This window comes from Burkholderia sp. MSMB1589WGS, assembly GCF_001636105.1.
GTDB lineage: Bacteria > Pseudomonadota > Gammaproteobacteria > Burkholderiales > Burkholderiaceae > Burkholderia > Burkholderia humptydooensis.
Genome location: NZ_LNJT01000007.1, coordinates 729,594 through 746,275 on the forward strand (window position 1 = coordinate 729,594; position 16,682 = coordinate 746,275).

15 protein-coding genes are annotated in these 16,682 nt (G+C 68.3%); 9 read left to right on the top strand and 6 right to left on the bottom strand.

Annotated features, from left to right (window positions below):
• The first annotated feature begins 36 nt into the window (after nt 1-36).
• The 8 genes from WT16_RS11280 to WT16_RS11315 all read left to right on the top strand — a co-directional run bounded on the left by WT16_RS11280 (nt 37) and on the right by WT16_RS11315 (nt 10,063).
• Nucleotides 37-1,203: an alkane 1-monooxygenase gene (locus WT16_RS11280; RefSeq protein WP_063533355.1), complete on the top strand. Its 1,167-nt coding sequence runs from the start codon at nt 37-39 to the stop codon at nt 1,201-1,203.
• Nucleotides 1,204-1,700: 497 nt separating this feature from the next.
• Entirely contained in the window at nt 1,701-3,989 is a 2,289-nt protein-coding gene (locus WT16_RS11285; RefSeq protein ID WP_063533356.1) for a nitric-oxide reductase large subunit, read from the top strand.
• 80 nt (nt 3,990-4,069) lie between these two features.
• The gene (locus WT16_RS11290) at nt 4,070-4,408 is read left to right on the top strand and encodes a metal-sulfur cluster assembly factor (RefSeq protein WP_063533357.1); all 339 of its coding nucleotides are present in this window, start codon (nt 4,070-4,072) and stop codon (nt 4,406-4,408) included.
• Between the two features lie 22 nt (nt 4,409-4,430).
• Nucleotides 4,431-5,576 carry a hypothetical protein gene (locus WT16_RS11295; RefSeq protein WP_063533358.1) on the top strand — a complete coding sequence of 382 codons (1,146 nt, stop codon included), beginning with the start codon at nt 4,431-4,433 and terminating at the stop codon, nt 5,574-5,576.
• A gap of 148 nt (nt 5,577-5,724) precedes the next feature.
• Nucleotides 5,725-6,948 carry an NnrS family protein gene (locus tag WT16_RS11300; protein ID WP_063533359.1) on the top strand — a complete coding sequence of 408 codons (1,224 nt, stop codon included), beginning with the start codon at nt 5,725-5,727 and terminating at the stop codon, nt 6,946-6,948.
• A gap of 383 nt (nt 6,949-7,331) precedes the next feature.
• Nucleotides 7,332-9,095 (top strand): ribonucleoside triphosphate reductase, encoded by a 1,764-nt coding sequence (locus tag WT16_RS11305; protein ID WP_015600125.1) that lies wholly within the window; start codon nt 7,332-7,334, stop codon nt 9,093-9,095.
• 2 nt (nt 9,096-9,097) lie between these two features.
• On the top strand, nt 9,098-9,325 hold the full coding sequence (gene nrdD / locus WT16_RS35375) for an anaerobic ribonucleoside-triphosphate reductase (protein ID WP_082743929.1): 228 nt from the start codon (nt 9,098-9,100) through the stop codon (nt 9,323-9,325).
• Nucleotides 9,326-9,343: 18 nt separating this feature from the next.
• A complete protein-coding gene (locus WT16_RS11315) occupies nt 9,344-10,063 on the top strand; it encodes an anaerobic ribonucleoside-triphosphate reductase activating protein (RefSeq protein WP_063533360.1) in 720 nt (239 codons plus the stop codon).
• Nucleotides 10,064-10,092: 29 nt separating this feature from the next.
• On the opposite strand, the gene WT16_RS11320 is transcribed toward WT16_RS11315, so the two are convergent.
• The 5 genes from WT16_RS11320 to WT16_RS11340 form a co-directional block, all read right to left on the bottom strand.
• Nucleotides 10,093-10,551 (bottom strand): putative zinc-binding protein, encoded by a 459-nt coding sequence (locus WT16_RS11320; RefSeq protein WP_063533844.1) that lies wholly within the window; start codon nt 10,549-10,551, stop codon nt 10,093-10,095.
• 54 nt (nt 10,552-10,605) lie between these two features.
• Nucleotides 10,606-11,085: an SCP2 sterol-binding domain-containing protein gene (locus tag WT16_RS11325; protein ID WP_063533361.1), complete on the bottom strand. Its 480-nt coding sequence runs from the start codon at nt 11,083-11,085 to the stop codon at nt 10,606-10,608.
• Between the two features lie 55 nt (nt 11,086-11,140).
• Nucleotides 11,141-12,028 carry a U32 family peptidase gene (locus WT16_RS11330; protein ID WP_063533362.1) on the bottom strand — a complete coding sequence of 296 codons (888 nt, stop codon included), beginning with the start codon at nt 12,026-12,028 and terminating at the stop codon, nt 11,141-11,143.
• Nucleotides 12,029-12,068: 40 nt separating this feature from the next.
• Complete coding sequence (locus WT16_RS11335) at nt 12,069-13,103, bottom strand: peptidase U32 family protein (RefSeq protein WP_063533363.1); 1,035 nt, start codon at nt 13,101-13,103, stop codon at nt 12,069-12,071.
• Nucleotides 13,104-13,191: 88 nt separating this feature from the next.
• Nucleotides 13,192-14,409 carry a nitronate monooxygenase family protein gene (locus WT16_RS11340; protein ID WP_063533364.1) on the bottom strand — a complete coding sequence of 406 codons (1,218 nt, stop codon included), beginning with the start codon at nt 14,407-14,409 and terminating at the stop codon, nt 13,192-13,194.
• Nucleotides 14,410-14,642: 233 nt separating this feature from the next.
• Here WT16_RS11340 and WT16_RS11345 point away from each other — a divergent pair, with 233 nt between their 5' ends.
• Nucleotides 14,643-15,965: a hypothetical protein gene (locus tag WT16_RS11345; RefSeq protein WP_015601258.1), complete on the top strand. Its 1,323-nt coding sequence runs from the start codon at nt 14,643-14,645 to the stop codon at nt 15,963-15,965.
• Here WT16_RS11345 and WT16_RS11350 read toward each other — a convergent pair.
• On the bottom strand, nt 15,942-16,631 hold the full coding sequence (locus WT16_RS11350; RefSeq protein WP_063533365.1) for a Crp/Fnr family transcriptional regulator: 690 nt from the start codon (nt 16,629-16,631) through the stop codon (nt 15,942-15,944). The two genes, WT16_RS11345 and WT16_RS11350, sit on opposite strands and share 24 nt — an antisense overlap.
• Nucleotides 16,632-16,682 lie beyond the last annotated feature (51 nt).

Genomic DNA, 16,682 nt, shown 5'->3' on the forward strand with positions numbered 1-16,682 from the left:
GCGCAACAAAATCGGTACCCGACATGGAGGGAGACAATGGCAATCCGGCAACCGGCGTCGGCCGACTGGACCGACACGAAACGCTATTGGTGGCTGCTCGGCGCGCTGACGATCACGCTGCCGCTCCTCGCCGCGCTCCTCGCGCTGTCGACAGGCTGGCATATCTTCTGGTGGTTCGGGCCGCTCTTCGCGTTCGGCGTCATTCCGGTGCTCGATCTGCTGATCGGCGTCGACAGCGAGAATCCGCCCGAATCGATCGTGCCCCGGCTCGAAAGCGACCGCTACTATCGCCATGTCGTCTATCTCGCGACCTTCGTTGTCTACGTCGCATTCGCGGGCGCGATCTGGATCGTCGGCACGAAGCCGCTCGCATGGTACGACTATCTCGGCTTCGCGCTCTCGCTCGGCGCGGCGACCGGCATCTCGATCAACACCGCGCACGAGCTCGGCCACAAGACGAGCCCGCTCGAGCGCTGGCTCGCGAAGATCACGCTCGCGCCCGTCGCGTACGGCCACTTCTTCGTCGAGCACAATCGCGGGCACCACGTGCGCGTCGCGACGCCGAACGATCCCGCGAGCGCGCGCTACGGCGAATCGTTCTGGGCGTTCCTGCCGCGCACCGTGACGGGCAGCATCGCCTCCGCCTGGCAGCTCGAGCGGGAGCGTCTCGCGCGAGGCGGCCGCCCGGTCTGGTCGTGGCGCAACGAGGTGCTGCAGGCATGGGCGATGACGGTCGCGCTATGGAGCGCCGCGATCGCGTTCGGCGGCGCGAAGGTGGCGCCGTTCCTGCTGATCCAGGCGGCCTACGGCGCGTCGCTGCTCGAGGTCGTGAACTATGTCGAGCATTACGGACTCGGCCGCAAGCAGTTGCCGACCGGACGCTACGAGCGCTGCACGCCGCAGCATTCGTGGAACAGCAACCACGTCGTGACGAACCTGTTTCTCTATCAACTGCAACGCCACGCCGATCATCACGCGAATCCGACGCGCTCGTATCAGGCGCTGCGGCACTTCGACGATTCGCCGCAGTTGCCCGCCGGCTACGCGGCGATGATCCTGCTCGCGTACGTGCCGCCGCTGTGGTTCCGGGTGATGAATCCGCGGGTCGTTGCGCACTACGGCGCGGACATGGCGCAATCGAACATCAAGCCGTCGATCCGGCAGAAGGTGCTCGCGAATCTGGCGATCGCGAACACGCCATGATTCGATGACGCGCCGGGACGCCGCCCCACGGCAGCCCGGCGCGCGGACGCCGCGACGCTTTGCGTTCGCGTTTCGTTGCTTCGCCCGCATTGCTTCGCCCCTCTCGCGCTGACCGACCGCAACCGCCTCGCCTGAATCGCGCTTTTTCCGATCGCGCAACGCCGCCGTCCCTGGCATACACGGCGCTCACGTCGCACGAGCGCCCATCGCCGCCATACCTCGCGCCGCGACGTCGCGCCCGCCCGCGACCAATTGACACGCCGCCTTTCCCGCCACGCCCGGCGGCCCAATATCGGCGCGCCTGAGCGGCCCGCGCGATGCGGCGCGCAACGCCGTCGCGCCGCCCTGTCGCGGCATCGAGCCTTTACAAGCGCATGGCCGTCTCATACCATCCGCTAAAACATACATTCTTTATACATGTTTAATCGACGGCCTGTCGCGCCGCCGTCGCATTGAACGTTTTTCTCCACATTCACCCTCTTGAAAGGAGAGAGGTCATGCGCTCCACACGTCGTTCATGGACATGGCTCGGGCTCGTCTGCCTCGCGTCATTCGCCGTCCTGCTATGGCTCGGCAGAGACATCTATCTCGCCGCGCCGCCGATACCGAACACGGTCGTCAGCGAAAATGGGCGCGTCATTTTCACTGGCGAGCAGATCAGGCGCGGTCAGCAGGTCTGGCTCGCATCGGGCGGCCAGCAACTCGGCACCGTCTGGGGGCACGGCAGCTACGTCGCGCCGGACTGGTCGGCGGACTGGCTGCATCGCGAAGCGCTCGAGCTGCGCGACGCGTGGGCGCGCCAGCAATTCGGCGCGCCGTACGAGAAGCTGCCCGTCGATCAGCAAGGCATGCTCGATGCGCGCCTGAAGCATGAAATGCGCGCGAACCGCTATGACGCCGCGAACGATCGCCTCACGCTGTCGGATGCGCGCGCGGCGGCGGCGCAGCGGGTCGCCGGGCACTACGAAGCATTGTTCGGCGCCGATCCGTCACTCGACACGCTGCGCGACCAGTACGCGATGACGGCAGGCTCGGTTCCGGGCGCGGCCGACCGCACCGCGCTCGCGTCGTTCTTCTTCTGGTCCGCGTGGTCGGCAACGACCGACCGTCCCGGCGAAACGGGCGTCACGTATACGAACAACTGGCCGCACGAGCCGCTCGTCGGCAACACGCCGACCGCCGCGAACGGCATGTGGTCGATCGCGAGCGTGATCATCCTGCTCGGCGCGATCGCCGCGATGGTCTGGTATCACACCGCGCACGGCGAGCACGATGCGCCGCTCGCCGTCCCGACCAACGATCCGCTCTTCAACGTGAAGCCGACGCCGTCGATGCGCGCGACGAAGAAGTACTTCTACGTCGTGATCGGCCTGCTGCTCACGCAGGTCTTCATGGGCGCGATCACCGCGCACTATGCGGTGGAAGGCCACAGCTTCTTCGGCATTCCGCTCGCGGACGTGATGCCGTGGGTCGTGAGCCGCACGATCCATACGCAGTTCGGCGTCCTCTGGATCGCGACCGCGTGGCTCGCGACGGGCCTCTACATTTCGCCGCTTCTGTCCGGCCGCGAGCCGAAGCTGCAAAAGCTCGGCGTCGACGTGCTGTTCTGGGCGCTGATCTTCATCGTCGTCGGCTCGACCGTCACCGGCTGGCTCGGCTCGCTCAAGCATCTCGGCACGAACTTCTCGTTCTGGATCGGCAATCAGGGCCTCGCGTACACGAGCATGGGCCGCGTCTGGCAGATCCTGCTCTTCGTCGGCCTGCTGTTCTGGCTGTTCCTGATGGGCCGCGCGCTGATGCCCGCGCTGCGTAACAAGGCGACCGAAGGCCGCGGCCTGATCGGCATGGTTTTCCTGTCCGCCGCGTGCATCGGGCTCTTCTATGCGTCGTCGCTCGCGTGGGGGCAAAACACGCACTACTCGATGATCGAGTACTGGAGATGGTGGCTCGTGCACCTGTGGGTCGAAGGCTTCTTCGAAGTGTTCGCGACCGCGGTGATCGCCCTCATCTTCGCGCGCCTCGGCCTCATCCGCTTCGAAAGCGCGAACCGCGCGATCGTGATGGAGACGATCGTGTTCCTGTTCGGCGGCATTCTCGGCACGCTGCACCACCTGTACTTCACCGGCACGACGACGTCGATCATCGCGGTGGGCGCCGTGTTCTCCGCGTGCGAAGTGGTGCCGCTCGCGCTCGTCGGCTTCGAGGGCTGGCAGACGTATCGCAAGTCGCACGCCGCGCCGTGGATCCAGTCGTACAAGTGGGCGATCCTCTGCTTCGTCGCGGTGGGCGCGTGGAATACCGTCGGCGCGGGCCTGCTCGGCTTCTCGATCAATCCGCCGATTTCGCTCTACTACGTGCAGGGCCTGAACATGACGCCCGCGCACGGCCACGCCGCGCTGTTCGGCGTGTACGGGATGCTCGGCATCGGCCTGATGCTGTTCTGCCTGCGCGGCATGTCGGCGCGCGGCGCGTGGAGCGACGGCCTGCTCAAGCCCGCGTTCTGGCTGCTGAACGTCGGCCTCTTCATGATGGTGTTCGTGTCGATCCTGCCGTCGGGCATCTATGAAGCGTATGCGAGCGTGACGAAGGGCCTCTGGTACGCACGCTCGCCGGAAGTCGTGCACGCGCCGATCATGAACGCGCTCGTGTGGCTGCGCGTGCCGGGCGACATCGTGTTCGCGTTCGGCGTGCTGTATCTCGGCTGGTTCGCGCTTCGCCTGCTGCGCCGGCCCGCGCCGCCGCAGCCCGATGAGCGCGCCGTCGGCCAGGCCGCGCAACGCATGTAAGCGCCGCTCTCGCGCCGCCGGCGGGCCGTGCGCATCGCACGGCCCGCCGGCCTCCTCTCCTCCCTCCGTCCGGAGCAATCATGCCGAATGCCTCAGCAATCCGAAGCGAAACGCCCGACGAGCTCGCGCTGCGCGACGCGCTGCGCGAAGTCATCGATCCGGAGATCGGCGTCAACATCGTCGACCTCGGTCTCGTCTACCGGATCGAACGCACCGAAGAGCGCATCGTCGTGACGATGACGATGACGTCGCCCGCCTGTCCGATGGCGGGCGTCGTGATCGACGACGTGCAGGCGACGCTCGGCGACGCCACCTCCGATACGCTGCCCGTCGACGTCGATCTCGTCTGGGAGCCGCCGTGGGCGCCGAAGATGATGAGCGACGCGGCGCGCGAGCAGATGGGCTGGCCGATCGCGTAACGCGCTTCACGCCCTCGACGTCGTGCCCGCCGCCATGCAACCGGCCGCTTCGCTCGCCCGCTCGCTCGCCCGCCCGATCGTCCGCGCGACGGCGGGCGGCGTGATCGTCGCGCTGCTCGCGTGCGGCGTCGCGACGGGTCTCGCGCGGCTCGGCGCGCCCGCGCCAGCGCATGCCGTATCGAGGCTCGCGTGGCACGGCGTGCTGATGATTCCGGTGTTCTTCGGCGCGGTGATCGGCATCGAGCGCGCGGTCGCGCTCGGCGCGCGCTGGGCGTATCTCGTGCCGGCGATGGCCGTCGCGGCCGGCATCACGTTGCTTGCAGGCGCGCCGCCGATGCTCGCCGCCGCGCTGCTGGCCGGCGCGGCAAGCGTCGCGCTCGCCGTCAACGCCGCGGTGCTGCGGCGGCAAACCGCGCTGTTCCTGTGGGTGCTCGCCGCGAGCGTCGGATGCTGGTGGGCGGGCGATGTCGTCTGGCTGCTGACGGGCGATCCGTTCGCGGCCGTTGCGTGGTGGCTCGCGTTCCTGATCCTGACGATCGCCGCCGAGCGGCTCGAGCTCACGCGCGTGCGCCCGCTGCCGCGCGGCGCGAGCGCCTGCTTCTGCGGCATCGCCGCGCTGCTGCCCGTCGCCGCCGCGCTTGCGCCGTGGCAGCCGCTGCCCGCGCTGCGGCTGTTCGGCGCGGGCGAACTGCTGCTCGCGTCGTGGCTGATCCGCTACGACGTCGCGCGCCGCACGGTGCGCCAGCGCGGCCTCACGCGCTTCATCGCCGTCTGCCTGCTGTCCGGCTACGGCTGGCTCGCGGTGAGCGGCGCACTCGGCCTGACCGGTGCGCTCGCGCCCGGCCAGCCGGCGCACGACGCCGCACTGCACACGCTCACGCTCGGCTTCGTGTTCTCGATGATCCTCGGGCACATGCCGATCATCGTGCCGGCAGTCACACGGCTGCGCGTCGCGTACCGGCCGTTCTTCCATGCGCCGCTCGCGCTCTTGCACGCAGCCGTCGCGCTGCGCGTCGCGGGCGGTCTCTTCGATGCGTTCGCGCTGCGGCGCGCGGGCGGCGAAATCGCCGCGCTCGCGATCGCGAGCTTCGCCGTCACGCTCGCGATCGGCGCCGCGCTCGCGCGCCGTTCGACGAGGCGTAGCAGCAACGGCAAGCGAGCCGGCTAGTTCACCGCATCCGTCGCGTCAACGCGCGAACGCGACAGCCTTGCGCGCAGACAAAGATGCGGCCGCGCAATCTTGTCGCAGCGCATGCGCGCGCTTCTTCTCCTATCATGCATCACGAAAGCAACATATCAAAAAAGGGGGGAACGCCATGCCGCTCGTCCGCTCGACGGACCACAACGCGCCCGCGCAGCCCGACGGCCGCCGCGCCGCGCTGTGGTCGACCGGCTTCCGGCCCTTCTATCTCGGCGGCGCCTCTTTCGGTGCGATCGCGATGCTCGCCTGGCTCGGCGCGCTCGCGGGCCGCGACTGGGCCGGCCATGCGCCGCCCGCGAGCGGCCTCTTCTGGCACGCGCACGAAATGGTCTTCGGCTTCGGCGGCGCGATCGTGTCCGGCTTCCTGCTGACGTCGGTGCGCACCTGGACGTCGACGAACCCCGCGCAAGGCCCGTCGCTCGCCGCGCTGTGGCTGCTGTGGCTCGCCGGCCGCGTGCTGATGTGGACGGGGCCCGGCTGGGCCGCGGCCGCGGTCGACGTCGCGTTCCTGCCGGCGATCGCCTATGCGCTCGTCCGCGCGCTGATCGGCGCGAGGAATCGGCACGGCATCTTCCTGCCCGTCGCGCTCGGCATGCTCGCCGTGCTCAACGCGCTCTTTCACCTGTGGCTCCGGCAAGGCCACGCCGACTGGGCGCTGCGCTGCGTCGAGCTCGCCGCGGGGTTGCTCGTGCTCTTTATCGTCATCATCGGCGGGCGCATCATTCCGTCGATCGCGACGGCCGCGCGGCCCGAGCTCACCATCGGGCAGTGGCGGATCGTCGAATCGTCGGTGATGCCGGTGACGCTCGCCGCGCTGATCGCCGACGCGACGGCCGCCCCCGCGCCCGCGATCGCCGCGCTCGCCGGGGCGGCGGCCGCGCTGCACGCGGCGCGGCTCGCCGGCTGGCGCTTCTGGGCGACCGGGCGGCGGCCGATGCTGTCGATCCTGCACGTCGCCTATGCATCGATCGCCGCCGGCTTCGCTCTGACGGCCTTGAGCGCATACGGGCTCGTCGCGCATTCGCTCGCGCTGCACACGTTCACGACGGGCGCGATCGGCTGCGCGATCATCGGGATGATCACGCGCACCGCGCTGGAACAGACGGCACGCGAGCCCGTCGCGAACTTCGCCGAGCGCGTCTGCTACGGACTGCTGATCGCAGCGACGCTCGCGCGCGTCGCAGGGCCGTGGCTCGCGCCCGCCGCGACCGCGCAATGGCTCGTCGTCGCGGGCGTCGCCTGGGCGGCTGCGCTGCTCGTCTACGTCGCGCGCTATGCCGGACGCCTGGTTTCGCCTGCGTTGACCGCGCCCGGTTCGGACGCGAAGTCCGGCGAGTAGGCGCATTGCCGGACGTTAGTCGTTAGTCGCAAGTCGTTCGGCGAGACCTCGCTTTCTCGTCGGCGATGCCCGGTTCGCTCACCGCACCCGCCCGGCTGCGGACACGAGACGGCGCACACCGTGAGCGCCCGCTCTCCCGCCCGCCTCCCGTCACGCGTCAGAGCCGCATATTCGCGGCCGCGCGGCAAATCCTGCCATCCGCACGAGCGTCGCGCATTCGATCCGCGCAACCGGCGATCGATGCCGCAGCCCGGATTCGCCTCGCCTTAATCGCCGTCAAGTGCGCGCCAAACTTCGGCGTCTCGGCGTTGACCAACACAACATCTGGTATTTAGCATTCACCATATCACCATATTTTGTGTCACAAACGAGAGAGGCCCACGTTGTCCGAGACCATCCACCCTGGCGCCGCGTCGAATCCGGCGCCGCGCGGCAAGCCGCTGATCGACGTCGAATCGTCGATCAACGAATACCTGGACCGGCAGGACTGGCGCGTCAACGCGAACGCGAACCAGGGCTATTCGCTCGGCGGCCTGATCCTGAACGTGTCCGGCAAGGTGATCGCGAACTACTGGCTGAGCCACGTCTACCCGAGCGCGATCGGCGAAGCGCACCGCAACGCGGATCTGCACATCCACGATCTCGACGTGCTGTCCGGCTACTGCGCGGGCTGGTCGCTGCGCACGCTGCTCGCCGAAGGGCTGAACGGCGTGCCCGGCAAGGTCGAGTCGGGGCCGCCGAAGCACCTGTCGAGCGCCGTCGGCCAGATCGTGAACTTCCTCGGCACGCTGCAGAACGAATGGGCGGGCGCGCAGGCGTTCAGCTCGTTCGACACGTACACGGCGCCGTTCGTGCGCCGCGACGCGCTCACCTACGCCGAAGTCAGGCAGTCCGTTCAGGAGCTGATCTACAACCTGAACGTGCCGTCGCGCTGGGGCACGCAGACGCCGTTCACGAACCTGACGTTCGACTGGACCTGCCCCGAGGATCTGCGCGAGCAGGTGCCCGTGATCGCCGGCGAAGAGATGCCGTTCACGTACGGCGATCTGCAGCCCGAAATGGACATGATCAACCAGGCGTACATCGAGGTGATGCAGGCGGGCGACGCGGCGGGCCGCGTGTTCACGTTCCCGATCCCGACCTACAACATCACCGCCGATTTCGACTGGCACAGCCCGAATGCCGGGCGCCTGTTCGAGATGACCGCGCGCTACGGCCTGCCGTACTTCCAGAACTTCATCAATTCCGAGCTGAAGCCGAACATGATCCGCTCGATGTGCTGCCGGCTGCAGCTCGACCTGCGCGAGCTGATGAAACGCGGCAACGGGCTCTTCGGCTCGGCCGAGCAGACGGGATCGATCGGCGTCGTCACCGTGAATTGCGCGCGGCTCGGCCATCTGCACGCGGGCGACGAGCGCGCGCTCTTCGCGCGGCTCGACACGCTGCTCGACTACGGCAAGGAAAGCCTCGAGATCAAGCGCGACGTGATTCAGCGCCACATGGACAACGGGCTCTTCCCGTACACGAAGCGCTATCTCGGCACGCTGCGCAATCACTTCTCGACGCTCGGCGTGAACGGCGTCAACGAGATGATCCGCAATTTCACGCACGACGCGCACGACCTGACGACCGACTGGGGCCATGCGTTCGCGCTGCGGCTGCTCGACCACGTGCGCGCGCGCATCGTCGAGTATCAGGAGGAAACGGGCCACATGTACAACCTCGAGGCGACGCCCGCCGAGGGCACGACGTACCGCTTCGCGAAAGAGGACCGCCGCCGCTATCCGGCCATCCTGCAGGCGGGCACGGCGCAGATGCCGTACTACACGAACTCGTCGCAGTTGCCGGTGGGCTTCACCGACGATCCGTTCGAGGCGCTCGAGCGCCAGGACGACCTGCAGCGCAAATACACGGGCGGCACGGTGCTGCATCTGTACATGACCGAGCCGCTGTCGTCCGCCGACGCGTGCCGCACGCTCGTGAAGCGCGCGCTCACCCGCTTCTCGCTGCCGTATCTGACCGTCACGCCGACGTTCTCGATCTGCCCGACGCACGGCTATCTCGCGGGCAGCCACCCGTTTTGCCCGAAGTGCGACGAAGCACTGCTGCGTCGCAAACTGTCTCAATCCCAACCGATGGAAGCCTGAACATCATGACGACACTGCAAACCAACCCACAAGCCGCCCTCGCCGCGATCGCGCTGCCCGACGACGAGCGCCAGCCGTGCGAAATCTGGACCCGCGTGATGGGCTACCATCGCCCGGTGTCGTCGTTCAACGTCGGCAAGCAAGGCGAATTCCACGAGCGCAGGTACTTCCGCGAGCGCGAAACGGGCGACGTCGAAGCGAGCGGCGTCGCCATGCGCGCGGCGGCGTAAGCGCGGCTCGCTCACGCGATGAACCTCGCCCTTCCCCGGCGTCGTTCGCTCAAGGTGGGCGGGCTCGTCCCGTTCACCGCGACCGACTATCCCGGCCAGTTCGCCGCGGTCGTGTTCGTGCAGGGCTGCCCGTGGCGTTGCGGGTATTGCCACAATCCGCACCTGCAGCCGCGCTCGCATCCGGCCGGGATCGAATGGGACGCGCTGCTCGCGTTCCTCGCGCGCCGCGTCGGGCTGATCGACGCGGTCGTGTTCAGCGGCGGCGAACCGTCGATCGATCCGGCGCTCGCCGCATCGATCGGCGACATCAGGCGGCTCGGCTTCAAGATCGGCCTGCACAGCGCAGGCACGCATCCGCGGCGACTCACTCCCCTGCTGCCGTCACTCGACTGGATCGGGCTCGACGTGAAAGCGCCGTTCGACGACTACGCGCGCACGACACGCGTGCGCGCAAGCGGCGGCCATGCACGGCAGAGCCTCGAAGCAGTGCTCGCGAGCGGCATCGCATACGAATGCCGGACGACCGCGCATCCGGATCTGCTGCCCGAGCCGGCGCTGCTGCGCATCGCGCACGAACTCGCCGATCTCGGCGTCGAGCATTACGTGCTGCAAGTGTTTCGGGCGCAAGGATGCGGCGACGGCGCGCTGAACGCGGCGCATCTCGCCGGCTATCCGAGCGATGCGGTGCTCGGCCGGCTCGATCGCCTGTTTGCGAATTTCTCGATTCGGCGCGGTTGAGCCGGCGCGGCCGAATCGGCCGCGCATGGTCAGATCTTGCCGTGCAACGCGGCGTCGGCGCCCTCGTCGGCCTGCGTGAGCGTGAGCGCATGCTCGTGCTCGCGCGCCGGCTCGCGTCGTGCGAGCCGCGCGGCTTCGCCTCGCGCGATCGCGAGAATGCGACTCGCGTCGTCCGGGTCGAAATCCTCGTGAAAGCGCTTCCTGACGCCATGCTCGCCGAGCTGCAAATGCGCGTCCGGCGCGATCCCGTGCCGCGCGAGGCTCTTCTTCGCGCACACGAGCGGGCAGCCGTCGATCGCGAGAATCGGCCGCCCCGAATGGGCGACCCTCAGGAGCGACGGCACGTCGCCGCCGACGCCCGCGATGCACGACATCTCCGCGTCGCCGCCGCGGTCGAGCCGCACCGCGACATGATTCGCGAGTTGCGCGACGTTCGAGCATCCCGAGCAGGAATAGACGATCGGCAGCACTTTCGTTTCGTGATTCATTCCGGTCTCCTGATCGCCCGTTCGCCGGCTCGCGCGCATCTCAGTCCGTCATCCTCAGTCCGACATCCCGCCGCGCCCGACCGGCTGCTGGCGGAACAGCCGCGACGGCAGCCATCGCTCGAGCGAAAACACCGACAGATCGATCGCGTCGAGCGAATTCTTCACGAGCAAACCCAGCTCGGTATCGCCTTCCATCGTCAGGCGCCGGCTGAAGAACAGCGTATCGGGATCTTCGCGGCGCTGCGACAGCAGATAGAAGTCGTACGCGGTCGCGCCGATCGTCAGATCGACGTCTCGCCCGCCCGACAGCGCCGAAAACGTTCCGCGCCGGCAGACGAAATCGAACGCGACGCCCGCATCCTTCACCTGGATGCGCAGCGGACGATCGTCCAGCAGCGCGAGCGTCTCCGAGGGCAAATGCCGGCGCAGCACGAGATTGATCCCGCTCGCGAACAAGAGCGCGCCCGGATACGCGGGCAATTTCGACAGCAGCTTGCCGAGTGCGGGCGGCAATTGATAGATCGGGGCGTTCATCGGGGATTCCTCATCATCCAGTTCGAAGCGACGCGGCAAGGGCCGAGCCGCGGCTTCAATGCGCGACGTGCTCGAGGCCCGGCTTGCCGTACCAGTAACCGTTGCACGACGTCTCCGGCATCCTGTCGTGCAGCGCGGCGAGCGCGTCGCGCGCGCTCGCGCGGCCGTTCAGCACGCCGTGAAATGCGTCGACCACCTCGGCCATGTGCTGCGATTGCGGGCTCAACCGGACGACGTCGACGTTCAGCGCACGCAACGCGTCGATCTCGCCGATCAGGTTGTAGACGCGCGCGGACTGCGTCGAAATGCCATTGAGCACGAGGAAGGGCTCACCTTCGCGCGTGTGCAGCGGCAGGCCGTCCGGGTGCTCCATGCACACGTACTGGCAGTTGTCCTTCGGGAAATTGCGATTGCGCGCGGTGAAGCAGCGCGCGGAAAACGCAAGCGGAATGCGCCCGTAGGCGAACACTTCGGTTTCCAGATGCGCGGGCCGCTCGGCCTGCATCTGCGCGAGCCCCGCCTCGCTCATCTCGGGCGGCATCACCCACCGCCGCGCGCCGAGCTCCGCGAGCATCGCGAGTGTCGGCGGGTTGTAGACGTTCAGCCACGGCCCCGCGACGAACGCGCACGCCGCGCTGCTGCGCACGGCGCCCATGTCGTTCGCCTCGACCAGATAGCGGCCGTTCCCGGCGATCTCGCGCATCGCCTTCAGGTCCCGGCCCGATTCGAGCAGCACCTGCGTCGACAGCACGACTTCCTTGCCGGCCTCGGCGAGCATGTCGGCGATCTCGATCCAGTCCGCGAAGCGCAGCTCGTGCCGGCGCGCGCAGACGGTCTCGCCGAGATACACGATGTCGACGGGCGTCTCCGCCATCGCCTGATAGAACTGCATCGTCGCGACGCGCGGCCAGTAGTACTGCACCGGCCCCAAAGCAATTTTCATGATCCTGGCTCCCGCATTCAGGCGTGCGCCGTCGTGCGTGTCATTTCCACGGCCGATGGTAGGCGCCGAGCGTATGCTGCTGCCCTTCCGCGACCTTGTTCAGTTCCGTCATCCACGCCGGCTTCACGTAGTAGCGCGCGAGGTTCGCCGCGCACTGATCGATTGCTTCGCGCCACACGCGCGTCACCTGTGCGACGTACGCGGGACTGCGCTGGCGGCCTTCGATCTTGATCGCGCGGATGCCGATCTGCATCAGCTTCGGCAGCAGCTCGAGCGTGTTCAGGCTCGTCGGCTCCTCGATCGCGTAGTAGCTCTCGTCCGCGACCTTGAAGCGCCCCTTGCAGAGCGTCGGGTAGCCGGCGTTCTCGCCGTCTTCGTAACGATCGATCAGCACGCCGTTCAGCCGCGATTCGAGGCCGTCGGGCGTCTTCTGCCAGCGCACCGCCTTCGCGGGCGAGCACACGCCGCGCGTGTTCGGCGATTCGCCCGTCGCGTACGACGACAGCGCGCAGCGCCCTTCGACCATCACGCACAGACTGCCGAAGCCGAACACCTCGATTTCGACCGGCGTGTTCTCGGCCACCTGCTCGACCTGCGCGAGCGACAGCACGCGCGGCAGCACCGCGCGCGACACGCCGAAGTGCTCGTGATAGAAGTTGATCGCCTCGTAGTTCGTTGCCGAGCCCTGCACCGACAGGTGCAGCCGCAGCTCCGGGTAGCGCTCGCGCGCGAAGCGCATGAGCCCCGGATCGGCGACGATGATCGCGTCGACACCCGCGTCGGCCGCGCGGGCCACCGCTTCCCGCCATGCGGTCCAGCCGTCCGGCTGCGGATACGTGTTGAGCGCGACGAGCACCTTGCGGCCGCGCTCGCGCGCATAGCGGATGCCGGCCGCGATCGCCTGCGCGTCGAAGTTCAGGCCGGCGAAGTTGCGCGCGTTCGTCGCGTCGCGAAAACCGAGATACACGCAGTCCGCGCCGTTGTCGACCGCGGCCTTCAGCGCGGGCAGGCTGCCCGCCGGGCACACGAGTTCGATCGGCGCGGCGCCCGTCGCGAAGTGACTGCTTTGCGTCATGGCATGACGGCTCCATCAAAGAAACGAGAAACCGCTCGCGGCATGCCGGCGAGCGGCGGAAACGGGCGTCGCCCGAAGCGAGGCGCCGTCAGCCGAGTGCGGGCAGCGGCGCACGCACCGGCTCGGGTGCGAGCGCCGCGGCGGCCGCGCGCCTGACGCCCGTGAGCAGATAGTCGATCAGCTCGCGCACGGAACGGATCTCGTGACCGAACGGCAAAACTTCCGAGCCGCGGAAGAACAGCCCGCGCTTGATGTCGCCCGCGAGCGCGAACGCAAGCCGCGTGTCGATGCAGAACTGCCCGTGCTTCTCGATGCCGTCGCGCAGCCCGCATTGCTGCAGGCAATCGAAGCCGACGAGGCACTTGCGCGGCTTCGCCGCGCGCTGCAGCTTCCGTTCCCGTTCCAGATAGTTCGTGAGCCACGGCGTGCGCACCGCGCGCGCCGGCAGGCCCGCGACGCTCATGAACGTGACGATGTCGTCCGGCCCCGCCTCGACGAGCACTTTCTTGAAGTTCGGATGCGCGTCGCCCTCTTCGGTCACGGCGAACGGCGTGCCGAGCTGCACCGCGCTCGCGCCGAGCGCGAACAGTTGCCGCGCCTGCTCGTGGCTGTGGATGCCGCCCGCCGCGATCAGCGGAATCCGCTCGCGCTCGATGCCGAGCTCCCTGAATAGCGCGAACGTGCCTTCGAGCACCGCGGGAAACGCGAAATTCGGGTTGTTCAGGGTGTCTGTCGTCGGCGCGCCGAGATGGCCCGCCGCGTAGCGCGGGTTCTCGATGACGACGGCGTCGGGCAGGCGGTTCTTGCGCATCCACTTCTTCAGCACGAGCCCGATCCCACGCGCATCCGACAGGATCGGAATCAGCGCGACGTCGGGAAAATCGGCGGTCAGCTCGGGCAAGTCGAGCGGCAGCCCCGCGCCGACGACGACCGCATGCGCGCCGCTCTCGCACGATTGGCGCACATACGACGCGTATTCGGACAACGCGCGCATCACGTTGACGGCGACGAGCCCGCAGCCGTTCGCGAGCGACTTCGCCGCGCGGATCTCGCGATCGAGCGCTTCGAGGTTCGCCGCGTCGATGAGCGCGCGATCGCGCGAGCGGCCGGTGCGCGCCATCAGGTCGGGATGATGGCGGCGCAGGTCGACGCTCGAGATCGTCCCGAACGCGCCAAGCGACGCGACCGCGCCGGCAAGCCGGTGCGCGGACACGCCGACGCCCATCCCGCCTTGCACAATCGGCAGCAGCGACCTGCCCTTGATCACGAGATTCTTGAATGCGGTTTTGACGACGGACACGGACACGGCAAATTCCTGAAAAGCCGGCTTACGCCTGGTGCGTAAGTGTGCGGCCGAATGTGTTGGCATCGCCTTAATCGGCGTCAAGGTCTCGGTCCGGATCGCGCCTCGATCCGGGGTTATGATCAGAATGCCGAAACATGGGTGCGTCGCGTCGCCGCGCGTCGTTGATGCGCTGGCGCGCGATGCGCCGGCCGCCCCCGTTCGCGGCGCCCCTCGCCGAGCGCATTCTTTCCGCCATGCAGCGCAAACTCGAACTCGACCACTCCCCCGCGCTGAGCGTGCCGCTGCGCTTCTTCGTCAGCGCGCCGCTCTTCGCGATCGTCGCGGCAGGCTTGCTGCTGTGGGCCGGGCCGGATGCGCTCGCGTCGCGCTGGTCGCCCGCCGCGCTCGCGCTCACGCATCTGTGCGCGCTCGGGATGCTCGCGACAACGATGGTCGGCGCGATGATTCAGATCATGTCGGTCGCAGCCGGCATCCGGATCGCATCGCCCGTCGCAAACGCAACCGCGATCCACGCGTGCCTGACGCTCGGCACGCTGATGCTCGCGGCGGCGTTCGCGGGCGCGGCGCCCGTGTTGTTCGCGCCCGCCGCGCTGCTGCTCGGCGCGGCGCTCCTGTGGTTCCTGCTCGTCTGCGCGCTCGGCTTCGCGCAACATCGGCGGCGCATGCCGGCAGGCGCCGCAAGCGTGTTGCGCACCGTGCGCCTCGCGTGGCTCGCGCTCGCGGGAACCGGCGCGCTCGGCGTGTCGCTCGGGTTCGCGCTCGGCGGGCATCTGCCCTTCTTCTCGATCGGACTCGTCGATCTGCACGCGACCTGGGGGCTGGCCGGCTGGGTCGGGCTGCTGACGGCCGGCATCTCGTACCAGTTGATCCCGATGTTCCAGGCGACCGAGCCCTATCCGCGCGCCGCCGCGCGGTGGTTCGGCCCAGGCGTGTTCGCGGCGCTCGTTGCGGCATCGGCCGCCGCGTTCGGTCCGGGCGATCGCCGCGGCTTCGCCTCCGACGCGATCCGGCTCACGCTCTACGCGCTGTACGCGGGATACGCCGCGTGGACCTTTTACCTGCTCTGGACGCGCAAGCGCCCCGAAGCCGACACGACGACGCTGTTCTGGCGCACCGCGACGGCGAGCGTCGGATGCGCGAGCGTGCTGTGGATCGCGAACGCGGCCGCGGGCGGCCGAGACGTCGCGGTGACGGTCGGCGTGCTGCTGATGGTGGGCGGCGCGTGGTCGGCGATCAACGGGATGCTCTACAAGATCATCCCGTTCCTGCTGTGGTATCACGCGCAAAAGTCGAGCGAGACGACGATTCCCGCGATGCCGAAGGTCAAGGACATGTTGCCGGAGCGCGCCGCGCGCCCGCAGTTCCTCGCGCACGTCGCCGCGTTGCTGCTGCTCGCCGCCGCGAGCGTCGCGCCGGCGCCGTTCGCGCGGCCGGCCGCCGTCGCGCTCGGCGTGTCGGCCGGCTGGCTCGCGCTCAACATGCTCGGTGCATGGCGGCGCTACGCGCGAATCCGGCGGCGCGTCGCGTCGGCGTCAGTACTGCATCTCCGAGCGTAGCCGGTCGACGTCGGGAATGAAGATGTCGCGGCCGTTGACGACGACGAGCTCGCGCGTGCACAGATCGCGCAGCACGCGCGAGAAATGCTCGGGCGTGAGATTCAGGCGCGACGCAATCGCCTTCTTGCCCGTCTCGAGCCGGATCTGCAGGCCGGATTCCACGGGCGCGTCGGTCTGCTCGAGCAGGTAGCTGATCACGCGCTGCGTGCCCGAGCGCAGCGAATACGTCTCGACATCGACGACGAGCTGATGCAGGCGCATGCTGAGGCTCGCGAGCATCCGGCGCGCGAACGCTGGGTTGTGATCGAGCTCCTCGGTCACGACGGCCTTCGTCACGTGCAGGAGCAGCGTGTCGGAGAGCGCTTTCGCCGTCACCGCATACGGCTTGTCCATGAACATTACCGCTTCGCCGAAGCTGTCGCCCGGCCCGAGCAGGCGCACGATCTTCTCGATGCCGAGCGGCGAGAACGAGCTCAGCTTGATCTGGCCGTAGACGATCATGTGAAAGCCGCCGCAAGGATCGCCGCGGCTGAACACCGTCTGCCCGCGCGGCACCTGCACGCGCATCGTGCCGCGCGCGAGATTGTCGAGCTCGCCGCGCGACAGCACGCTGAAAATCGGCAACCGCGCGAGAAAGTCCTGCACGGGAATCTTGCTTTCCTTCATCACGCCACCTTCATCACCAGGGTCTGTTGACATACGGAACGCACATGCGAT